Raw genomic sequence first — 21,956 nt, 5'->3', positions numbered from 1 at the left:
AATGATCCTTAAACGATCGGCATTAGCCCGCGGGCTGCCTTTTTTACTGCTGAAAAGAAGGTGATTACGGAAGTAATGACTTCTGGTCAGCCCCTTCTTTTTCGACTTTCTGTACCAGCATATGCTCACGTTTCATGCCCAGCTTCAGCGCCAGCGCAGAAGCCACATAAATCGAAGAGACAGTACCGATAGTGATACCGATCAGCATCGTCAGTGAGAAACCTCTCAGTAACTCACCACCAAACAGGAACAACATCAGAACAACCACCAGCGTAGTGGCAGATGTCATGATAGTACGGCTCAGTGTCTGGGTCAGAGAGACGTTAACAATATCATAAGGCGTTCCGCGACGAATTTTGCGGAAGTTCTCACGAATACGGTCCGATACCACGATACTGTCGTTCAGCGAGTAACCGATTACCGACATCAGTGATGCCACAATCGTCAGATCGATTTCGATATGGAACAACGACAGAACACCCATCGTAATTATCACATCGTGCGCCAGTGCCAGAACGGCACCCAACGCCAGTCGCCACTCAAAGCGGAAACCGACATAAATCAGAATACAGATTAATGCCACCAACAGAGCCATGCCCCCGGCCTGCGCCAGGTCACTACCCACACTTGGTCCGACAAATTCAATCCGTTTCACGACGGCAGTCTGACTGGTCGCCTGATTAATCACAGAAACGACTTTGTTACCTAATTCCTGTCCGGTGTTGCCCGCATTGGGTGACAGACGGACAACAACATCACGGCTGCTACCGAAGTTCTGGACCTGGGGTTCCATAAAGCCGGCGTTTTGCAACGCCTGACGCATAGTATCCAGCTCACCTGGCTTCTCGAGGGTAATCTCGATAACGGTCCCGCCAGTGAAGTCCAGCCCCCAGTTAAACCCACGGACTCCCATGACCAGCACGGAAGCCACCAGCAGTAATCCGGAGATAGCAAAGGCCAGATAGTCCCAGCGCATAAAATCATGCACTTTACGACCATAGTTTAATTGTTCAACACTATATTGCTGTGCCATTACGCGCTCCTCAGATTGACAGCTTATTGATACGTTTGCCGCCATACAGCAGGTTCACGATAGCACGTGTACCAACGATTGCTGTGAACATGGAGGTCGCAACACCAATGGCTGTCGTAATCGCAAATCCTTTGATAGACCCGGTACCTACGGCATACAGGATAATCGCAGTAATCAGCGTCGTAATGTTGGCATCAACGATACTGGAGAACGCACCACGGTATCCCTCATGAATAGCCTGCTGAACACTGCGGCCGTTCCTGAGTTCTTCTTTGATACGTTCATTGATTAATACGTTTGCATCGACGGCGACGGCAAGAGTCAGAACGATCCCTGCAATCCCCGGCATGGTCAGTGTCGCGCCCGGTAACAAGGACATGATACCAACAATCAGCACCAGGTTAGAGATCAGTGCAGTCGTTGCAATCACACCAAACTTCTTATACCAGACAACCATAAACAGAATCGAGGCAATCAGCCCCCACAGGCAGGCATGCAGACCCTGATTGATATTCTGTTGTCCCATAGTTGGACCGATGGTTCTTTCTTCAACAATCTGAATAGGTGCAATCAGAGCACCGGCACGCAGTAACAACGACAGCTGGCGAGCTTCGTTCGGATTGTTGATCCCTGTGATTCGGAAGCTGTTACCGAGGCGAGACTGAATGTTCGCGACGTTAATAACTTCTTCTTCTTTCTGCAGGATAGCGCGGCCGTTGGCATCTTTCTTACCACTGTCTTTATACTGAACAAACAGGGTTGCCATCGGTTTACCGATATTATCCTTGGTATAATTAGACATCATATTTCCGCCGGCACTGTCGAGGGAAATATTAACCTGTGGCTGATTATACTCATCCATGCTGGAGGTGGAGTCTGTAATGTGATCACCGGTCAGGATAACACGCTTGTACAGCACTACCGGCTGGCCATCCTGAGTCAGTTTCACTTCAGAGTCACCCGGCACACGACCTTGCGCAGCTGCCGTAGCATCAACACTGGTGTTTACCGGACGGAATTCCAGAGTCGCAGTGGCGCCAAGAATTTCTTTCGCACGGGCAGTATCCTGAATACCTGGTAACTCAACCACAATCCGGTCAGAACCCTGACGCTGAACCAGTGGTTCGGCCACACCCAGCTGATTCACACGGTTACGCAGAATGTTAATGTTCTGCTGTACCGCATATTCACGGGCTTCGCTCAGACGGGCATCAGTCATCACCGCAGTCAGGCCAGTGCTGCCATCACTCTTAATCACTAAATCATTGTGACGTGGGCTCAGGTAACTAATGGCTTTATCGCGGTCATCACTGTTAGCAAAGCTGACAGTGACACCATAGTTTGGCGCTTTGCCAACAGTGGTATAAGGGATTTTCTGATCACGCAGGTCACTGCGGATATTGTCTGAGTTCTGCTCCTGCAGCTTACTTAACGCAGTATCCATATCGACTTCCATCAGGAAGTGGACACCACCACGTAAATCAAGCCCCAGCTTCATTGGCTCAGCAGAAATCAGCGCCAGCCATGCCGGAGTTGCAGGGGCCAGGTTCAGTGCAACAACATAGTTGTCACCTAAACCACTGACCAACGCTTCACGGGCACGCAGCTGAATATCGGTATTAGTAAAGCGGGCAAGGATAGCACCATTTTCCAGAGCAATAGATTTGCTCGGGATCTTGTCCTTACTGAGAATACTCTGGATCTGATCCAACGTTTGCTCACTGGCGGCGGCACCCCGCGCACCAGTGATTTGCACGGCCGGATCCTCTCCATACAGGTTGGGAAGTGCATACAGCAGACCGCCGATAAGGACAACGATCAGCATGATGTACTTCCACAAAGGATAACGGTTTAACACGGCAATTCCCTTAGGGGAGAAAAAATTACAGCGCCTTCATTGTGCCTTTCGGCAGAACGGCAGCCACGAAATCACGTTTGATCACGACTTCAGTCGTATCGTTCAGTGCAATCACCACATATCCGGTTTCAGAAACTTTAGTCACGCGGCCGACCAGACCACCGTTAGTTAAAACTTCATCACCTTTCCCGATCGCATCCATCAGTTTTTTATGATCTTTTGAACGCTTCTGCTGTGGACGCAAAATCATAAAATAGAAAATCAAACCGAAAACGACCAGCATGATCACCAGAGAATATGGACTTCCCTGAGACGGAGTACCAGCAGCGGCAACAGCGTCAGAAATGAAAAAACTCATTAAATTTCCCTCATTAGATTTATAGTCAAACGTTCAGAGCCGGGACGTCTTTCCCCGTCTTTTGATAAAAATCAGCCACAAAGTGCTCTAATTTATCGTCTTCAATAGCTTTACGTAAACCCGCCATCAGACGCTGATAGTAACGCAAATTGTGAATAGTATTCAGTCTCGCACCCAAAATTTCATTACAACGGTCCAGATGATGCAAATATGCACGACTGTAATGACGACAGGTGTAGCAGTCACACTCCGCATCCAGAGGAGAAGTGTCGTCCTTATGTTTCGCATTACGAATCTTGACTACACCATCAGTCACAAATAAGTGACCGTTACGGGCATTACGGGTTGGCATAACACAGTCGAACATATCAACGCCGCGACGAACCCCTTCAACGAGGTCCTCCGGTTTACCCACTCCCATCAGATAGCGAGGTTTATCTTCAGGAATCTGTGGACAAACATGCTCAAGGATACGATGCATATCTGCTTTTGGCTCACCTACCGCCAGACCGCCCACAGCGTACCCATCAAATCCTATCTCTACCAGCCCTTTAACTGAGACATCTCGTAAATCTTCGTAAACACTTCCCTGGATAATACCGAACAGCGCATTTTTATTACCCAGTGAATCAAACCGGTCACGGCTGCGTTTTGCCCAGCGTAACGACATTTCCATGGAGCGTTTAGCATAATCCCAGTCAGCCGGGTATGGCGTGCACTCATCAAAAATCATAACGATATCTGAACCGAGATCGTACTGAATTTCCATCGATTTTTCAGGGTCGAGGAATATCGGGTCGCCATTGATCGGGTTACGGAAATGAACACCAGCTTCGGTAATTTTACGAATGTCCCCCAGGCTGAAAACCTGGAAGCCTCCGGAATCGGTCAGAATCGGCCCCTGCCACTGCATAAAGTCATGCAGGTCGCCATGCAGCTTCATGATTTCCTGGCCCGGACGTAACCACAGATGGAACGTATTCCCGAGAATAATTTGTGCTCCGGTCTCTCTAACTTCTTCCGGAGTCATGCCTTTTACCGTGCCATAGGTTCCCACTGGCATAAATGCCGGAGTTTCTACCACACCACGGTCAAACACTAACCGGCCACGACGCGCACGCCCGTCTGTTTTCATTAATTCAAACTTCACAAAACCTCCACCAGATAAACAGTCTGATGTTAACAGTTAAACATCCTGATCATGGTCGGTATTTTACCGACCAGCTTTCCTATTCCCCGATCGTCTGCTCAGCAGCCGCGGGGTTTTTATGAATAAACATGGCATCGCCGTAGCTGAAGAAGCGATATTGCTCATTCACGGCCTGGCGATAGGCTTCCATCGTCTGACGATAACCGGCAAAGGCCGACACCAGCATAATCAGTGTTGATTCCGGCAGATGAAAGTTGGTGATCAGAGCATCAATCACCTGGTATTGATAGCCCGGATAAATGAAAATCTGCGTATCATCAAAAAATGGTGCAATAAGTTGTTCTTTGGCAGCCTGTGCCGCACTTTCCAGTGAACGGACAGAAGTGGTTCCTACTGCTACCACTTTATTACCCCGGGCCTTGCAGGCCAGAACTGCATCGACGACTTCCTGAGGAACTTCCGCATACTCAGAATGCATCTTATGGTCTTCAATACTGTCGACCCGCACCGGCTGAAATGTCCCTGCCCCGACATGCAGGGTGACAAAAGCCATTTCAACCCCTTTATCGCGCAATGCCTGTAACAATGGCTCATCGAAATGCAGGCCTGCGGTAGGTGCAGCAACTGCACCCGGGCGAGCGCTGTACACGGTTTGATACAATTCACGATCCGACTCTTCATCCGGACGGTCAATGTAGGGTGGTAACGGCATATGCCCGACCTGGTTGAGGATATCCAGTACCGCGCGCTCATCCGCAAACTCAATCTCGAACAGGGTGTCGTGGCGGGCTACCATTGTCGCTTTTACACTTTCGTCATCTCCCAGTAGCAGTTCACTGCCGGGTTTAGGTGACTTGGAGGCACGGACATGAGCCAGCACACGGTGTTCATCAAGCATGCGCTCAACCAGCACTTCAATCTTTCCGCCACTGGCTTTACGACCAAACACCCGTGCGGGGATCACCCGGGTATTATTAAATACCAGCAGATCGCCGGCATTAAGCTTATCCAGCACTTCAGTGAAAATCCCATGGGAGATCTCACCCGTAGGGCCATCCAGTGACAGCAGGCGGCAACCGCTCCGGTCAGGCTGGGGATAATGAGCTATTAATGACTCTGGCAGGTCAAAATTAAAATCAGCAACGCGCATGGCGGAATATTCCGGGCAAAAAATCAGGCGACATAGTGTAGCGGAAAAGCAGCCATTACTGAACCACTGGCTGTTCAGCTAAATATTCGCCTATAATGCGGCATGAATTTTCTAGCCCACCTCCATCTTGCCAGCCTGTCACAGAGTTCTCTGTTGGGAAATCTGATGGCCGATTTTGTCCGTGGTGACCCGTCCTTACAATGGGATGCCGGAATCGCTGACGGTATTCGCCTGCACCGCCGGCTGGACAGTCTGACCGATCAACTACCTGAAGTCCGTGAAGCCAGATTACTGTTCCGTGACGAAACGCGCCGGGTGTCTCCGATTACCCTTGATGTTATCTGGGATCACTTTCTGGCCCGCGACTGGGATAAATACCATCCGCAATTTTCACTGGCTGATTTTTGTCAGCAGGCAGAACAGCAGATTCGACCGTATCTGCCCAAAACGCCAGCGGACTTTCGTGAACTGAATGAACTGATGTGGCCTGAGCAGTGGCTGGAAAAATATGCCCGACCGGAACGGCTGGAAGTGGTTTTACTTGGCATGGCCAGAAGACGACCTAAACTGGCTAAATTAGAGCAGTCATATCAGGATTTTGTGGATAACTACAGCGCACTGGAACGCCTTTTTTCTCAGTTTTACCCGCGTCTGATGCATTCAGCCACAGAAAAAAGGCTGTAAAACTGCGTTGCTGCTGTCATACTCCTGTCTGCAAATTACAAGATGATTATTGTGCTCACTGACAGTAACATGGTCAGTGTTTTTAACCCCTAAGCGATTGGAGTGATTATGGTACTGGTTACCCGTCAGGCCCCTGACTTTACGGCTGCTGCCGTACTCGGCAACGGTGAAATCGTTGAAGATTTCAACTTTAAAAAACACACTGCAGGCAAACCTGTTGTGCTGTTCTTCTGGCCAATGGACTTCACCTTTGTCTGTCCTTCCGAACTGATCGCCTTCGACAAACGTTATGCTGAATTCCAGAAACGTGGTGTGGAAGTAGTTGGTGTTTCCTTTGATTCAGAGTTCGTGCATAACGCATGGCGTAACACTGCAATCAACGACGGTGGTATCGGTCCGGTGAAATATGCCATGGTTGCTGATATCAAACGTGAAATCCAGCAGGCATACGGTATTGAACATCCGGATGCAGGCGTTGCGCTGCGTGGTTCGTTCCTGATTGATAAAGAAGGTGTGGTACGTCATCAGGTAGTTAACGATCTGCCATTAGGCCGTAACATTGATGAAATGCTGCGTATGGTTGATGCGCTGCAATTCCACGAAGAGCATGGCGAAGTTTGCCCTGCACAGTGGGAAAAAGGCCAGGAAGGTATGGGCGCGTCCCCTGAAGGTGTTGCTAAATACCTTACCGCTAACGCTGGCAAGCTGTAATACTGCATTTTAATAACCCGCTACGGCGGGTTATTTTTTATCTGAATTCTGTTGGCTTTCAGCCTCCCCTTTCCTTTCTCTCAACAGCCAGACTCAGTTCTGTTACTCAATCAGTTTTTTTATTATCGTTATATAATTTATTGTACAGCGATAAATCCACCACTCTTCTGCGACAACGTTTATGAAGCTTTTTATGTTTTACCTGGGCGGCAGCGCCGGGAAATCGAATATTGAAGTGCATGATATCCAGTTTGCTGTCAGTGAAACCCCGGAGCAGGCCTGGCCATATCTGCGTGAAGTATGGTTTGGTGATAAAGATAAACTGCATATTGATGGCTTTGCCGAATTGCAGTGGGCCGATGGTTACCGGATTACTCTGTCACAGCAACCCTCTCAAAGCCATCTGCGGTTATGGTTTGTCAATGCAGGAGCCTACCGCCCTGATGAGCTGGCAGAATTGCATGCCTTTGACCTGTTTGTCGCAGAAGATGCGGCAACTGCCAGACAAAAAGCCCTGAATACTCTGCTGACCGGTCACGACCAACAACATAAAGATAACCTGAAAGATGTCGATGACTGCATATTGCTGGAGCAGATTGGTGGCTGGTATCTGCGGCTGGAAGCAGACCCACAAGGTCAGCGCTATACACCCCAATGGCAGGGCTATCATCCAATTGTCATAACATCTGACGAATAATCACTGATACCAATGGCCTGCATGAGTAAAGATATGTATTAGCAGGCCGTATTTGCCTTAGTAATTCGCACTTCTCCCGCTAAAACTTTAAGCTTACCGGTATGAGATAACACATATACAGGGAGACATATGCAACAACAAATTACGGACTGGCTTCAGGCTTTAGGACTGACGCATTACACCAATATTCTGGCGGTGGTAGCAGTATTAGTAGCCATCGTTTTTATTTCTCTGATTATCCATCTGATCCTGCACAAATGCCTGTTACCGATGTTTAAACGGCGTGCAGAAAAAAGCCCGCATCAATGGCCAAAAGCGCTGTTACGCAATAAATTATTCCACCGTGTGGCCTGGTTATTACAGGGGATTTTGTTCCAGTTTTTAACGCAGATCCTGCTGGACAGTAACACCCCGGTATTCAATGCACTCATGACTGCAGGCGAACTGTGGACCATCCTTTACACCATGCTGATTGGTTTTTCGCTGCTGGACGTGGTGCAGTATGTCTCGGCCAGAAGCATGCTGGCCAGCCAGTTGCCACTGCGGGGGATTCTGCAGAGTGTCAAACTGGTTGCCGCTATCCTGATCAGCATCCTGATGATCTCAGTGTTGCTGGGTAAATCCCCGGGAGTGTTGTTAACCGGCCTGGGTGCCATGACAGCGGTGTTGATGCTGGTGTTTAAAGACCCGATTCTTGGGCTGGTCGCCGGTATTCAGCTGGCAGCGAACGATATGCTGAAACTTAATGACTGGCTGGATATGCCAAGATATGGCGCCGATGGCGCAGTCATTGACATAAATCTCACCACGGTCAAAGTGCGTAACTGGGACAACACCATTGTTACTATTCCTGCCTACGCCCTGATTTCCGATTCATTTAAAAACTGGCGTGGAATGTCTGAATCCGGTGGACGAAGAATTAAACGCAGCCTGAATATTGATACCACCAGTATTCATTTTCTTTCTGAACAGGAAGCCGAAAAGCTGAGCAAAGCTCATCTACTGGTGCCTTATCTGGAGAAGAAGCGTCATGAAGTTACACAATGGAATGCAATCAATGCGGAAGGCAGTTTGTCGCCTCTGAATTACCGGGCACTGACCAATGTCGGCACTTTCAGAATCTGGCTGGAAAACTGGTTGCGTATCCATCCACAAATTCATCAGGAAATGACACTGATGGTGCGCCAACTGGCACCTACTGAAAATGGCCTGCCGATAGAAATTTATGCCTTCACCAATACCACGGTCTGGACGGAGTACGAACAAATCCAGAGTGATATTTTTGATTATATTTATGCCGCTTTACCGTCATTTGGCCTGCGGGTGCATCAGAGCCCGACTGGCAGCGATATGCGCGCTTTCGGTGTTGAACTGGCCGCTGTAGTCAATCCGGCGACAGCAAAAGATGACCGGCCAACAAACCTCTGAAAAACCTGCCAGACCGGGCTTCCGGTCTGGCAGTGGACGTTATTGCTTAGCCGTTGCCGTATCCCGTTTTTTTATCCAACGGTAACCCAGCAGCAGTAACACGACCCACACCGCACCGGCATACAATGACAGCCGGGTGTCAGGGAAATAGCCAATCATGGCGATAATAAACACCAGGAATAAAATTCCCACCACTGACATCGCCGAACCACCAGGCATCGGAAACTGCAATTTACCGGCAGCTTCTGCACCAATTTTTTTACGAAACCCAATCTGGGCCAGCAAAATCATAATCCATACCCAGACGGTCGCAAAAGTGGCCAGTGAGGCTATCACCAGAAACACTTTTTCCGGCATCAGATAATTCAGCAGCACTGCAATCAGTAATGCCACCATCATGACGACTACGGTCAGCCAGGGGGTGCCACGTTTTGATACTGCCATAAAGGCTTTCGGCGCATCACCCTGACCTGCCATACCGTGCAGCATCCGGCCCACACCAAAAATATCGCTGTTAATCGCCGACAGAGAAGCAGTGATCACCACAAAATTAAGCAGTGAAGCCGCGGCAGCAATACCTAAGTGCTGGAAAGTCAGTACAAACGGGCTGCCGTTGGTGCCGACCTGATTCCACGGATAGATAGACATAATGACAAACAATGTCCCGACATAAAAAACCAGGATGCGCCACGGTACAGAGTTGATTGCCTGAGGGATAGATTTCTCTGGTTTGTCAGCCTCACCGGCAGTGATGCCAATAATCTCAATACCGCCATAGGCAAACATCACCATCTGCAATGACAGCAGCATACCGGTCACCCCATGGGCAAAAAACCCGCCATGGATCCAAAGATTACTGATTCCTGTCGGGTGCCCGCCGTTACCGATACCCCAGACAATCATCCCAAGCCCGGCCAGAATCATGATAATAATGGTAGCGACTTTGAAGAACGAGAACCAAAATTCGACTTCGCCGAATATCTTCACGCTCATAATGTTAATAGCGCCGATAATCAGCACCACACTGAGTACCCAAATCCACTGCGGGACATCAGGGAACCAGATTCCCATATAGACACCAAAAGCGGTGACATCGGCAATGCCGACAATCAGAATTTCAAAACAGTAGGTCCATCCGGTGATATAACCAGCCATCGGGCCCAGATAGTCTCTGGCATAACGGGAAAACGAGCCGGAATTCGGATTATTCACCGACATTTCGCCCAACGCGCGCATGATGATGTAGGCAACTGCCCCGCCAATCACATAGGCCAGTAACACACTCGGGCCTGCCATTTTAATGGCATCGGCTGATCCATAAAACAATCCGGTCCCGATGGCAGAACCCAATGCCATAAAGCGAATGTGTCGTGTGGTTAGCCCGCGGCTAAGCTGATTTTTATTTTGCATAACACTCTGTACCTGTAAAAAGAAAAACCACGGGCGGGCCCGTGGTTTACCTGTCAATCGCAGTGATTATTGACGTACTTCTACCTGCTGGCTTCCTTTCATCCGGTCAACAATGACACACACCAGAATAATCACCAGTGTCGGTGGCAGCCATGATAATCCCTGATCGGCCAGCGGCAGATTCTGACAGAATCCTGGCAGTAAGTCTTTAAATTCGCTGCCTTTCACTGCATCAACAATGCCAAACAGCAGGCTTATCAGCATGGCCGGGGCCACGATACGGCTGCTTTTATTCCACCAGCGCACGGTAAAGCTCAACAGTACCAGCACAATACATGGTGGATAAATTGCAGTTAGTACCGGGATAGACAGCTGAATCAGATGGCTCAGTCCAAGGTTAGACACCACCATGGAGAACAGGCCAAGGATAAATACCAGCGTACGGTAAGATAACGGGAGCAGTTGAGCAAAAAACTCAGCACAGGCACAGGTCAGGCCCACTGCCGTTACCATACAGGCAACAAAAATCAGTGCTCCGAGGAACAGGCTGCCACCGCTACCAAATGTCTGCTGGACATAGGCATGCAGGATTGCCGCACCATTCGAGCTTTGCGCAACCAGGTGACCGCTTCCGGAACCCAGTTTGAACAGACACAAATAAACCAGCGTCAGGCCCACTCCGGCAATAATACCCGCCAGCATGGTATAACGGGTCAGCAGACCTTTGTCTTCAATACCACGTGAACGGGCAGCGTTAACAATCACGATACCAAATACCAGCGCACCCAGGGTATCCATGGTCAGATAACCATTAACGAAACCATTCGAGAAAGCTGCGTGCTGATAGGCATCAACTGCCGGAATTTCACCGCCAGCCGGCCACATAATCGCGGCTATACCCAGAATCGCCAGTGCAACAATTTTTAGTGGCGCCAGGAAATGACCTACTGTATCCAGCAGTTTTCCCGGATAGAGCGAAATCAGAATAACCAGCGCGAAATAGATCAGGCTATAAATCAGCAAAGGCACTGCCCCGTCTCCCGCCAGCGGCGCAATACCAATCTCGAAAGAAACGGTTGCGGTGCGCGGGGTCGCAAATAACGGGCCAACGGCCAGATAGCAGACGGTTGCCAACACAAGACCTGCCGCCTTACCAATAGGCGAACTGAGGGAGTCGATACCTCCGCCAACTCTGGCAAGTGCAATCACTGTGAGTACCGGGAGGCCTACTGCAGTGATCAGAAAACCAATCGCAGCGGTCCAGACATGTTCCCCGGCCTGAATACCCACCATCGGTGGGAAAATAATATTACCCGCGCCAACAAACAGGGCAAATGTCATAAAGCCCAGCGCAAGGATATCTTTTGAAGTTAAACTTTTAGTCATAAATTACTCTGCACACCATGTGCTGAAAGTACCTGGAAGTTGGGTTTGATCATCATTGCACCGTGAGCCATGACTCACCTGAATTGAGTGATCAGAACAGGCCCGATCAACAAAACTGAGTGAAATTAGGATTATTTTTTTTCACCGATGCTGAATGACAACGGCCATAAGTAAAACTTTTATAGCGGAGAAAGGCAATATCAGATCGAAAAACCAGTATTAAATGCCGTATCTGGCATTAAAGACAGTGGAAATTAGTGGATTATGGTTTAGATAAGGATGATGATTTGTTTATTATTTGTCCGGATGCTGGTTTATCCATGCATTTATCCTATGGACCGTACACATAAGGCGCAAATTTTGCGCCTTATGTAGTACAAGTTCGCGTTAAATCACCAGACTTCGCTGGCAATAGTCACCACGCTGCGGACTTTTTGCCATTGCTGCTCTTCGGTCAGGCTATTACCCTCTTCGGTGGAGGCAAAACCACATTGCGGGCTCAGGCAGATTTGATCAAGACTCAGGTACTGACTGGCCTCGGCAATTCGCGCCTTCACCCGGGCGGGATCTTCCGGCGTTCCGTTTTTAGTAGTGATCAATCCCAGCACCGCCTGCTGATGTCCGGGTTTAATAAAGCGTAACGGCTCAAAGCCACCGGATCGTTCATTATCGTATTCCAGAAAAAAGGCATCGACATTGACCTGACCGAAAAGGATCTCTGCCACTGGCTCATATCCTCCTTCAGAGATCCAGGTGGAGCGGAAATTTCCCCGACAGACATGCAGACCAATGGTCAGATCATGAGGTTTACCGATCAGCGCTTTATTCAGTACCTGAGCGTAAGTGGCAGCCAGCACCTGAGGATCATCCCCCCGCTCTCTGACCTGAGCTCGCTGATCTTCTGAACAGAGATAAGCCCAGACAGTATCGTCGAGTTGCAGATAACGGCAGCCTGCATCATAGAAGGCACGAATCGCATCACGCCAGGTCGTGGCCAGATCATCGAAATATTCAGCCAGATCAGGATAGACGCTTTCATCAATATATTTGCGCCCGCCACGGAAATGCAGCACGCTCGGGCTGGGGATAGTCATCTTCGCCACGCTTTTACCGGCAACGCTCTGCAGGAAACGAAAGTCCTCCAGCATAGGATGTTCACCAAACCCCAGTTTCCCGGTTACCCGAACACCACGGGCTTTAGTTTGCACTCCGTTAAACTGAATGCCGTGGTCAGATTCAAAAGGTTCAACCCCTTCCAGCCCGTCAAAAAAATCAAAATGCCACCAGGCGCGGCGAAACTCACCATCGGTCACCACCTTTAAGCCCGCAGCCTGCTGCTGCTCAACCACATCACGAATCGCTGCGTTTTCAGCTTTACGCAACCCTTCGGCATCGAGACTTCCTGCCGAAAATTGTATCCGTGCCTGTTTTATCGCTTCGGGTCGCAGAAAACTCCCGACAATATCGGCGCGAAACGGTGCCTCAGCTCTTTGCATAATTACTCTCCTGATGCCGGAGGTGACCGGCAGATCTGTTTAAGCCATCCAGACGGCTAAATTGTGATTTTTTCAGGGTGGCATGAGAAAATCAGCCTGACAATTGAATATAATTCATTCGTAATGAATTTATTTCATCTGTAGTCCGAAAGCGACCGGCAATCTCAGTTACGGGATAAATCAGTGGGAACACAGTCACCGCAGAGAACGTACTGCGGTGACTGTCAGCTATTGGCTGGTCACAGGAATGGCAGCATTCCCCGGAACAATCATCCGTGCAGCCAGAGAAAAACTAAAGCAGGTACAGTGATCAGGTTCACTGGTGATAGATAACCGGGCACCATGATGCCCCAGAGCATGTTTCACAATCGCCAGTCCCAGACCACTGCCGCCGGTATTACGTGATCTGGCTTTATCTACCCGATAGAAACGTTCGGTGAGACGCGGGATATGTTCAGCAGCAATCCCCGGGCCATCATCGGATACCGAAAAATATGCTCCCTCAACAGAGCGTTTCCAGACAATATCAATATGGGTTTTTTCGGGGGTATGGTTGACTGAGTTATAGATTAGGTTGGAGATAGCGCTGCGTAACTGCTCATCGTTGCCGTATATCCGTAGCTTTTCATCTATAGAAAAAGTGATTTTTTGTCGGCCCTGACTAAGAGTTTCGGCTTCCTGTTGCAGCATATGTAACATTGCCGGAACATCAACTATCTCTTTCATATTCAGTGCAGGTGCTGCTTCGATACGCGTTAGCGTCATCAGCTGTTTAACCAGCCCTTCCATGCGCCGCGACTGTTCCTGCATAGTCCCCACAGCTTTGAAATAGACTTTATCATTCAGCTGATTGTCTTCCATCATTTCCAGATAACCCTGGATAACCGTCAATGGGGTACGCAGTTCATGGCTGACATTAGCGAAAAAGTGGCGCCGCATATTTTCCAGCTGCCGCATCTGCGTCATATCTCTGGCGCTGATCAGCCACTGCCCTTCGCTGTAGGGCATAATCCTGAACTCCATGTGATGCCCGTTATTCAGTAGCTGGGTCAAAGGAGTTTCGAAATTTTTAGCCTGCAGATAGCGGGAAAACTCAGGATAACGCAGCAGGTTGAGGATATTTTGCCCGTTATCCTCCGGCCAGCGTAAACCCAGATATTGTTGTGCCAGCCCGTTGCACCAAAAAATATTGCCCTCTTCGGTGGTCAGGATCAGCCCGTCAGGCAGCGATTCTGCACCACTGCGAAAGCGTTTAATCAGATTACGCAACTCTCCGCGTCGCCGCCGGTTGCGCACCTGCATCAGAAATAAGCCATGAAACAGAGGTTCCCAACTGCCTTTACCGGTTGGCGGAGTCATGGTCCTGTCGACCCACAGCCAGTGTGATAAACGCATTAGTTGGAAGAAATGCCAGAAAAGTAATAAGACAACCGCCAGCAGCAGGCACCAGGCCAGTTGCCGGGTCAGTAACCCAGCCACACCACCGGCCAGGCAGGCAAGCAGAAATTCAGATATCAGGGTGCGCCACGAAAGTTTGTCCAGCACGAGTGACACTCCATTCAGAAACGGGCAGAGAAACGATATCCTGTACCACGGACTGTTTGTACCATACGCTCATGGCCTGTGACTTCAAGTGCCTTACGCAGACGACGGATATGAACATCTACCGTCCGGTCTTCAACATACACATTAGTTCCCCAGACATGATTCAGCAATTGTTCTCTGCTGTAAACGCGTTCCGGGTGAGTCATAAAGAAATGCAGTAATTTATATTCAGTTGGTCCCATTTCTACCGGAGTTTCTCCGGACATAACCCGGTGCGAGGTCGGGTCCAGCGTTAGCCCCTGAATATCAATCAGCTCATCATCTGCCGTCGGCGAAATACGACGAATCACCGCTTTTATCCTGGCGATCAGTTCCTTCGGCGAAAAAGGTTTGGTCATATAGTCATCGGCGCCAGCATCCAGCCCGCGAACCCGATCTTCCTCTTCCCCTTTGGCCGTCAACATCACGACCGGAATATCCCGGGTCATCGCTTCTTTTTTCAGATAACGGATAAACTGAATACCACTACCACCAGGTAACATCCAGTCCAGTAATATCAGATCGGGCCAGGGTTCAATCAGTTTTTTTACTGCGCTGTCATAATCCTCAGCTTCGATGGGATGATAGTCATTCTGCTCCAGCACGAAACATAACATTTCGCGAATCGGAGCCTCATCTTCTACGACCAGAATGCGTTTAGCCATTGTTTCTCCAGCGAATATCTTCGGGTATTTCCGAAGTTGCGGCGCCATTATGAGTCAGTTTTATGACAGTTTTATGAATAAATGCCAGCTTATTTTCTGAGAACATGTCATAAAAATTTATTGATTTTTGCTAACCGTACTGTGCCAGTGGCCATCCTGTAATACAAATCCGGACAAGCCACTCTTTTTTTATCCGGGAGCCGGTAACAGGTATACTGCGTGCAGCAGGGTGAAACCGGGAACATTATGAAAATTATCCATACTTCTGACTGGCATTTGGGTCAGTTTTTTTATACCCGTAGCAGGGCTTATGAACATCAGTCTTTTCTCGACTGGTTATTGCAACAAATTACCGACCACCAGGTCGATGCCCTGATAGTCGCAGGTGATATTTTTGATACCGGTTCGCCACCCAGTTATGCCAGGGAAATCTACAACCACTTTGTGGTCTCGTTACAACAGACAGGTTGCCAGTTGGTTATTCTGGCCGGTAATCACGACTCAGTTGCCATGCTTAACGAATCACGGGAATTACTTGCGTGCCTGAACACCCGGGTTATCGCCAGTGCCGGGACTGACATTAGTAATCAACTGGTTATTCTCCGCGATAAGCAACAGCAGCCTGCGGCGGTACTCTGTGCCATCCCCTATCTGCGTCCCCGGGATATTCAGTTGAGTCAGGCCGGTCTGGACAGCCAGCAGAAACAACAAAACCTGTTACAGGCGATCACCGATCATTACCGGCAATGCTATGACGGCGCGCTTGGTTTGCGGGATGAACTGGGTCAACCTGAACTGCCGGTTATTGCCACCGGACATCTGACCGCGCTGGGTTCCCGCAGCAGTGAGTCGGTACGGGATATCTATATCGGCAGCCTGGATGCATTTCCGGCATCAGCGTTCCCTCCCGCGGATTATATCGCCCTGGGACATATTCATCGCCCGCAACAGGTCGGCGGGCAACCACACATCCGCTACAGCGGATCACCCATTGCACTCAGTTTCGATGAACCAGGTAAGGAGAAAAGCGTCTGCCTGGTAGAATGTGGCCCCGGCCAGCCACTCACAGTAACTACTCTGCCTGTTCCTTGTTTCCAGCCCATGCAAACCCTGAGAGGTTCACTGGAAGAGATAGAAACACAAATCAATGCACTGACTGCCGATGACAGTGGCCGGCCGGTATGGCTGGATATTGAAGTCACGCAACAGGACTATCTCAGTGACTTGCAACAACGCATCGAAACCCTGGTGTCAGGCAAACCTGCAGAAGTGTTACTGCTACGCCGCAGTCGTGAACGCTCGACGGCAGGCATTCAGCGGATGGAGAACGAAACGCTCAATGAACTCACCGCAGAAGATGTATTTCTGCGCCGCCTTGAGCTGGAACAACAACTGTCAGAAGATGATCGCCAGCGACTACTGACCCTTTATCTGCAGACGCTGGAACAGGTACAACACGCCGGACAGGAGCAGGACAACGAATGAAAATACTAAGCCTGCGGTTCAAAAACCTGAATGCTCTGCGCGGCGAGTGGATGATCGATTTTCGTCAGCCACCGTTTGCCGGCAACGGTCTGTTTGCCATCACCGGTGATACCGGAGCCGGTAAGACCACCCTGCTGGATGCTATTTGTCTGGCACTCTACCATCAGACGCCACGCCTGGGCCCGGTCACACCGACCCAGAATGAACTGATGTCACGCGGAACCAGCGAGTGTCTGGCGGAAGTCGAATTTGAGATTAAAGGTCAGGCATGGCGGGCATTCTGGAGCCAGAACAGAGCGCGTGGCCAGCATAATGGCAAATTACAACCTCCACGGGTTGAACTGGCGCGTTGCGAGGATAATGTTATCGTCGCCGACAAAATTCAGGATAAATTACGAATCACCGAACAGCTTTCGGGGCTGAACTTCCAGCGCTTCACCCGTTCAATGATGTTATCTCAGGGACAGTTTGCGGCCTTTCTGAATGCGCCTTCAGCAGAGCGGGCAGAACTGCTGGAGGAACTGACCGGTACCGAAATTTACGGGCAAATTTCACAGGCAGTATTTGAAACGCACAAGCAGTTACGCCAGCAACTGGATAACCTGCAAGCCGGTGCCTCCGGCGTCCTGTTACTGAATGAGGAGACTCGTGATCAACTCAGCCTGCAACAGACTGACCTGCAGCAGCAGGAGCAGGCACTACAGCAGGAGAGTTTGCTGATTAGTCAGGCGCAGCAGTGGCTGCAGCAACACCAGTTACTGACCAGCAAACGTCTGCAACGTGAGCAGGAACATCAGGCAATGGCCGCTCAATGGCGGCAGGCAGCTCCAGGGAGGCAACGCCTGGCCGAAAGTGAACCCGCAGAAAAAGTGCGAGGACTCTGGCAGCAACTGCTACGCCAGCAGCAGGAGCAACAGCAATTACTGGCTCAGCAGGTCACTTCACAACAGCAACTGAACCACTCAGAAACACTGCAACAACAGTCAGCGACTCAGTATCAACAGGCTGAGTCCGGGCTTCAGCAGTTGCGGGAGCAGCAACAGCAACAGGAAGCCTTACTGACCGGACAGGTGATCCCGTTGGATCAACAAATAACCACCGGACAACAGCAGTATAACCGCAGCCGCCAGGAACTTAGTGCAGTTCAGCAACAGCTGTTACCTTTAAGTCAGCAACACGGCACTGTTTCACTACAGTCTGAAACTCTCAGTAAACAAAGGCAGCAGTGGCTGCAATGGCGGGAAAACCACCAGAATATTGCCGGTTATGGAACACATCTGCAGCTTTGGCAACACCGTCTGGTCGGTTGGCAACAGCAGCAACAGGATGTTCTGGAAGCTGAACGACAATTAAATGAACATCAGCAACAGACGGCCCTGCTGGAAAAGTCACTGACGGAACTGAATCAGCAGATTCAGCCATTACAAAATGCTGAAAAGACAGCTGCTGAGGTATTTGAACAACACGAGAAACAACTTCGGGCACTGGAGGTTACGGCCAACACCGCCGGATTACGTCACTCGCTGGAACAATATCAGGTACAGCGTAATCTCCACCAGCAGCTGTTAGTTCTGGCCTCTAAAGCGGCGCCTCTGAAACAGCAACTTGACCGTCTGCGACAGGAACAGATCCGGTTAAACCAGCAAATCATTAATGATGAACAATCGCTGGAACAATTTCGCCGTCACTATCAGACCGAAAAAAAGCAGTTGCAGGCTGTCACTGCACTGTGTGAGCTTGAAGCTAAAATTGCCAATCTTTCGGTATTGCGCGATCAGTTGATCGCGGGACAGCCCTGCCCGCTCTGTGGGTCCGGTGAACATCCTTCCGTGGAACACTATCGCCAGCTACAGCCGGATGAGAATCAGCAGGAAAGAAAACGCCTGGAACAGAGTGTTGCCGCACTTCAGGAACAGGGGATCCAACAGAAAACCGGTCTGATTCAGGCACAACAACGCACTCAGCAGCTGCAAACGGATATTGATGCGCTGAGTAGTGAGCTGGAAAGCCTTTCCCGGCAGTGGCAACAACTCGCAGACAGTAACAACAGCAACATTGAAATCAGCGACCACACTGCACTTAACCAACAGATTCAAACCCTCGAAAAACAGGAAGCAGAAACCCGTCAGCAATTGCAGCAACATGAAGCTGCCGCGCTTTCCTGCCAGCAGGCACGGGAAGCGTTATATCTCTGCCGGGAGAAATTACAGCAACATCAGCAGCAATTAAGTTTGCTAAACCAGCAACTGGAAAACAGCCAGAAAAAAACCAGTGAATTAGGTGACCGTCACCGGCAGGCCACAGCGCTGGCAGCTGAACGTTCAGAACAATTGCGTACTGATATTCGCCAGTTTTCACTGGAATTACCCGAACAGAGTAGTGACGCAGAACAATGGTTTTCAGAGCAACTTAAGCTCTGGAGTGACTGGCAGGCAAATGAAAAACAGCTCCGGGATAGTGAATCTGAACATATCCGCCTGACATCTCTCCTGGAGAGTCTGCATCAGGAGCTGACCCGGCAGAAAAATGCCGTACAGCAGGCTGAAGAGGCAACCGCACAACAACTTACTGAACTGGAACAACTTCGTCTGCAGCGACAGCAATTGTTCGGTGATCAGCAGGTCAGTCTTGCCCGTCAGGCTATGCACGATCAAATACAGCAACAGGAATTGCAGGTACGCAACCTGCAACAGCAATGGCAACAGACCCGCGACCAGCTAAGCCTGCTGAATGGTCAGCACAGCCAGTTGCAACAGCAAATAACTCGTCTGACCGCCCAAATCACAGAGAGTGAACAAGAGTTCGATTCAGCTCTGCAACAACAGGGCTTCAGTAGCCGCCAGGCTTTCAGCGATGCTTTACTGGACGAAGGTGAAGCGACAGCACTTCGTCAGCAACTTGAGCAACTGGATCAGTCACTTCGCCAGACCGATATTTTGCATCGCCAGGCCATCGAAACCGATCAGCAACATCTGTTGCAGCGCCCTGAGCAGAGCCATCAGGAGGCTGCGCTCCTGGAACAGCAGCAACAAACATTACAGCAGCAGCTTAAAGAGAATTTGCATCATCAGGGAGAAATCCGTGAGAGGCTGCATGCGGATGATCGTTACCGGCAGCAACAGCAACAGTTACTGGCTCAGATCAGTCAACAGCAACGGTTACTGGCTGACTGGGATCATCTGAACCGGCTGATTGGTTCAGCCACCGGTGCGGTATTCCGTCGCTTTGCTCAGGGACTGACACTGGATCATCTGGTATGGCTGGCTAATCAGCAACTGGCGCGGCTGCATGGTCGCTATCTGTTACAACGTCAGGCAACTGATGCTCTTGAGCTATCGGTGATTGATACCTGGCAGGCAGATAATCAGCGTGATACCCGCACACTGTCAGGCGGAGAAAGCTTTTTGGTCAGTCTGGCTCTGGCGCTGGCATTGTCAGACCTGGTCAGCGATAAAAACCGCATTGAATCACTGTTTCTGGACGAGGGCTTCGGCACTCTGGACGGACAGACACTGGATGTTGCTCTGGATGCTCTGGACAGCCTGAATGCCAGCGGTAAAAACATCGGAGTCATCAGTCATGTGGAAGCCATGAAAGAACGAATTCCGCTGCAAATCCGCGTTATTAAGGTCAACGGCTTAGGTTACAGTAAACTGGAACTGCCCTCAGAAACTGGCTAAGCCGTCTCTGTCTCCGCCGGCCGGGTTTCCTGCCGGCGCCATTGCCGCGGGCTGATACCAAACCAACGTCGGCAGGCCCGGGAAAATGCGCTCACTTCTGAATAACCAAGCAACATCGCCATTGACGAGACTGACAAAGATTTCTGCTGGAGGTAATGAGTCGCCAGTTCACAGCGGACGTTGTCCACAAGCCCGGAGAAACTGACGTTTTGCTCACGCAGTCGGCGTTGCAACGTCCAGGCAGACAGCCCCATATTTTCCGCCACCTCTTCCAGCACCGGTTCGCCTTTGCTCAGTAACAGATGGATAGCGGCGCGGACTTTGCCGGTCAGTCCCTGGCTGTCACGGGTAATATTCAACCGTTGCAGAGCGTCCTGCATCACCATTAACAGCATGGGGTCGTTATCCGGCATGCTGCGTTGCAGATCACGTTTTGCAATTATCAGTGAATTGTATGGCTGGTCGAAATAGACCGGTGCATCAAAGATTTTACAGTGTTCATGCCAGTTTTCAGGGCGGGAATGTTCAAAATGCACTTCGCGAGGTGCCCAGTGTTGGCCGGCCCCATGACGAATCAGGTTCATAAACATTCCCAGTGTCAGCTCAGCATCCTGCCGACGGCTCAGAATAGCGCCGTGGCGAACCTGGTAGTCCAGACGCCAGTAATCACCTTTATCGGTACGACGTACCAGAGTATCGTGCTGATGGCAGGGGAATGCCTGAACAACGTTATTCAGAGCGCTTTCCAGTGTCGGCGAGCAGAGTCCAATATAGCCAATCAGCCCCAGAGACTGAGGTTTAAACTGACGGCCATAATGCAGTCCAAAATTATCCGTGCCGGAATGACGGGCAGCTTCTTCCAGAACACGGCAATAATTGACCAGCCCCAGACTCAGTGTCGGGCTGCTCAGTAGTTCAGGATCGACGCCACTCAGCCCGAAGATTCTGTCGACATCGCCGCCCTGACCGGTGATAAAATCACTCAGCCCGGTGGCTGCAGCAGCCAGTACTCCACGGTTACCGGCCATCAGACCGGACATTGCCTGCGAAGTGCTGTGCAAAAGTGCTATCGGTTGTTCCATTGTGCCTCCCCGGATTGGCCGAAACAGCATTGATCAATGCAATTTTCGTACCAGTGTCCGGTGAAGCAAAACCACCATTTAACCGCGATAATAACTGCC

General features: G+C 50.2%; 17 protein-coding genes. 6 read left to right on the top strand and 11 right to left on the bottom strand.

Annotated elements, in window-relative coordinates:
* Nucleotides 1–64: 64 nt before the first annotated feature.
* The 5 genes from secF to queA form a co-directional block, all read right to left on the bottom strand.
* Complete coding sequence (secF, locus tag A7K98_RS05255; RefSeq protein ID WP_087487619.1) at nt 65–1,033, bottom strand: protein translocase subunit SecF; 969 nt, start codon at nt 1,031–1,033, stop codon at nt 65–67.
* 10 nt (nt 1,034–1,043) lie between these two features.
* Nucleotides 1,044–2,891, bottom strand: a complete 1,848-nt coding sequence (secD, locus tag A7K98_RS05250; RefSeq protein ID WP_087487618.1) for a protein translocase subunit SecD — start codon at nt 2,889–2,891, stop codon at nt 1,044–1,046.
* Nucleotides 2,892–2,916: 25 nt separating this feature from the next.
* Nucleotides 2,917–3,249, bottom strand: a complete 333-nt coding sequence (gene yajC / locus A7K98_RS05245) for a preprotein translocase subunit YajC (RefSeq protein ID WP_087487617.1) — start codon at nt 3,247–3,249, stop codon at nt 2,917–2,919.
* 25 nt (nt 3,250–3,274) lie between these two features.
* Nucleotides 3,275–4,399: a tRNA guanosine(34) transglycosylase Tgt gene (gene tgt, locus A7K98_RS05240; RefSeq protein ID WP_087487616.1), complete on the bottom strand. Its 1,125-nt coding sequence runs from the start codon at nt 4,397–4,399 to the stop codon at nt 3,275–3,277.
* Nucleotides 4,400–4,478: 79 nt separating this feature from the next.
* The gene (gene queA / locus A7K98_RS05235) at nt 4,479–5,549 is read right to left on the bottom strand and encodes a tRNA preQ1(34) S-adenosylmethionine ribosyltransferase-isomerase QueA (RefSeq protein WP_087487615.1); all 1,071 of its coding nucleotides are present in this window, start codon (nt 5,547–5,549) and stop codon (nt 4,479–4,481) included.
* Between the two features lie 102 nt (nt 5,550–5,651).
* On the opposite strand from queA, the gene A7K98_RS05230 reads away from it, so the two are divergent.
* The 4 genes from A7K98_RS05230 to A7K98_RS05215 all read left to right on the top strand — a co-directional run bounded on the left by A7K98_RS05230 (nt 5,652) and on the right by A7K98_RS05215 (nt 9,069).
* Nucleotides 5,652–6,233 (top strand): acyl carrier protein phosphodiesterase, encoded by a 582-nt coding sequence (locus A7K98_RS05230; RefSeq protein ID WP_087487614.1) that lies wholly within the window; start codon nt 5,652–5,654, stop codon nt 6,231–6,233.
* A 108-nt stretch (nt 6,234–6,341) separates the two neighbouring features.
* Nucleotides 6,342–6,944, top strand: coding sequence for a peroxiredoxin C (locus tag A7K98_RS05225; RefSeq protein WP_038019452.1), 603 nt, complete (start codon nt 6,342–6,344; stop codon nt 6,942–6,944).
* Nucleotides 6,945–7,125: 181 nt separating this feature from the next.
* Nucleotides 7,126–7,641 (top strand): DUF1543 domain-containing protein, encoded by a 516-nt coding sequence (locus A7K98_RS05220; RefSeq protein WP_087487613.1) that lies wholly within the window; start codon nt 7,126–7,128, stop codon nt 7,639–7,641.
* 129 nt (nt 7,642–7,770) lie between these two features.
* The gene (locus A7K98_RS05215; protein ID WP_087487612.1) at nt 7,771–9,069 is read left to right on the top strand and encodes a mechanosensitive ion channel family protein; all 1,299 of its coding nucleotides are present in this window, start codon (nt 7,771–7,773) and stop codon (nt 9,067–9,069) included.
* 39 nt (nt 9,070–9,108) lie between these two features.
* Here the strand turns inward: A7K98_RS05215 and proY are convergent, their stop codons facing one another.
* From proY to phoB, 5 genes are all read right to left on the bottom strand, one after another.
* Nucleotides 9,109–10,479 carry a proline-specific permease ProY gene (proY, locus tag A7K98_RS05210; protein WP_087487611.1) on the bottom strand — a complete coding sequence of 457 codons (1,371 nt, stop codon included), beginning with the start codon at nt 10,477–10,479 and terminating at the stop codon, nt 9,109–9,111.
* 66 nt (nt 10,480–10,545) lie between these two features.
* The gene (gene brnQ / locus A7K98_RS05205; protein WP_087487610.1) at nt 10,546–11,865 is read right to left on the bottom strand and encodes a branched-chain amino acid transport system II carrier protein; all 1,320 of its coding nucleotides are present in this window, start codon (nt 11,863–11,865) and stop codon (nt 10,546–10,548) included.
* A 392-nt stretch (nt 11,866–12,257) separates the two neighbouring features.
* The gene (locus A7K98_RS05200) at nt 12,258–13,361 is read right to left on the bottom strand and encodes a cobalamin-independent methionine synthase II family protein (protein WP_087487609.1); all 1,104 of its coding nucleotides are present in this window, start codon (nt 13,359–13,361) and stop codon (nt 12,258–12,260) included.
* Between the two features lie 228 nt (nt 13,362–13,589).
* The gene (gene phoR / locus A7K98_RS05195) at nt 13,590–14,906 is read right to left on the bottom strand and encodes a phosphate regulon sensor histidine kinase PhoR (protein WP_087490373.1); all 1,317 of its coding nucleotides are present in this window, start codon (nt 14,904–14,906) and stop codon (nt 13,590–13,592) included.
* A gap of 14 nt (nt 14,907–14,920) precedes the next feature.
* Entirely contained in the window at nt 14,921–15,610 is a 690-nt protein-coding gene (gene phoB, locus A7K98_RS05190; protein WP_087487608.1) for a phosphate response regulator transcription factor PhoB, read from the bottom strand.
* A 246-nt stretch (nt 15,611–15,856) separates the two neighbouring features.
* Here phoB and sbcD point away from each other — a divergent pair, with 246 nt between their 5' ends.
* Nucleotides 15,857–17,095, top strand: a complete 1,239-nt coding sequence (gene sbcD, locus A7K98_RS05185; RefSeq protein ID WP_087490372.1) for an exonuclease subunit SbcD — start codon at nt 15,857–15,859, stop codon at nt 17,093–17,095.
* A complete protein-coding gene (locus A7K98_RS05180) occupies nt 17,092–20,775 on the top strand; it encodes an AAA family ATPase (RefSeq protein WP_087487607.1) in 3,684 nt (1,227 codons plus the stop codon). Before sbcD ends, A7K98_RS05180 begins: the two co-directional genes overlap by 4 nt.
* On the opposite strand, the gene qhpR is transcribed toward A7K98_RS05180, so the two are convergent.
* Nucleotides 20,772–21,815 (bottom strand): AraC-like transcriptional regulator QhpR, encoded by a 1,044-nt coding sequence (gene qhpR / locus A7K98_RS05175; protein ID WP_087490371.1) that lies wholly within the window; start codon nt 21,813–21,815, stop codon nt 20,772–20,774. The genes A7K98_RS05180 and qhpR overlap by 4 nt on opposite strands.
* Between the last annotated feature and the right edge of the window lie 141 nt (nt 21,816–21,956).

This window comes from Tatumella citrea (assembly GCF_002163585.1).
In the GTDB taxonomy this organism is placed as follows: domain Bacteria; phylum Pseudomonadota; class Gammaproteobacteria; order Enterobacterales; family Enterobacteriaceae; genus Tatumella; species Tatumella citrea.
Note: the sequence above shows the minus strand (reverse complement) of the source record. Positions and strands in the feature narration are given on the sequence as shown.

Bases quoted from the DNA above. Each gene is read 5' to 3' on its own strand.
- secF (WP_087487619.1), bottom strand. From the start codon at position 1,033: ATGGCACAGCAATATAGTGTTGAACAATTAAACTATGGTCGTAAAGTG.
- yajC (WP_087487617.1), bottom strand. From the start codon at position 3,249: ATGAGTTTTTTCATTTCTGACGCTGTTGCCGCTGCTGGTACTCCGTCT.
- queA (WP_087487615.1), bottom strand. From the start codon at position 5,549: ATGCGCGTTGCTGATTTTAATTTTGACCTGCCAGAGTCATTAATAGCT.
- A7K98_RS05230 (WP_087487614.1), top strand. From the start codon at position 5,652: ATGAATTTTCTAGCCCACCTCCATCTTGCCAGCCTGTCACAGAGTTCT.
- A7K98_RS05225 (WP_038019452.1), top strand. From the start codon at position 6,342: ATGGTACTGGTTACCCGTCAGGCCCCTGACTTTACGGCTGCTGCCGTA.
- A7K98_RS05220 (WP_087487613.1), top strand. From the start codon at position 7,126: ATGAAGCTTTTTATGTTTTACCTGGGCGGCAGCGCCGGGAAATCGAAT.
- A7K98_RS05215 (WP_087487612.1), top strand. From the start codon at position 7,771: ATGCAACAACAAATTACGGACTGGCTTCAGGCTTTAGGACTGACGCAT.
- proY (WP_087487611.1), bottom strand. From the start codon at position 10,479: ATGCAAAATAAAAATCAGCTTAGCCGCGGGCTAACCACACGACACATT.
- brnQ (WP_087487610.1), bottom strand. From the start codon at position 11,865: ATGACTAAAAGTTTAACTTCAAAAGATATCCTTGCGCTGGGCTTTATG.
- A7K98_RS05200 (WP_087487609.1), bottom strand. From the start codon at position 13,361: ATGCAAAGAGCTGAGGCACCGTTTCGCGCCGATATTGTCGGGAGTTTT.
- phoB (WP_087487608.1), bottom strand. From the start codon at position 15,610: ATGGCTAAACGCATTCTGGTCGTAGAAGATGAGGCTCCGATTCGCGAA.
- sbcD (WP_087490372.1), top strand. From the start codon at position 15,857: ATGAAAATTATCCATACTTCTGACTGGCATTTGGGTCAGTTTTTTTAT.
- A7K98_RS05180 (WP_087487607.1), top strand. From the start codon at position 17,092: ATGAAAATACTAAGCCTGCGGTTCAAAAACCTGAATGCTCTGCGCGGC.
- qhpR (WP_087490371.1), bottom strand. From the start codon at position 21,815: ATGTCCGGTCTGATGGCCGGTAACCGTGGAGTACTGGCTGCTGCAGCC.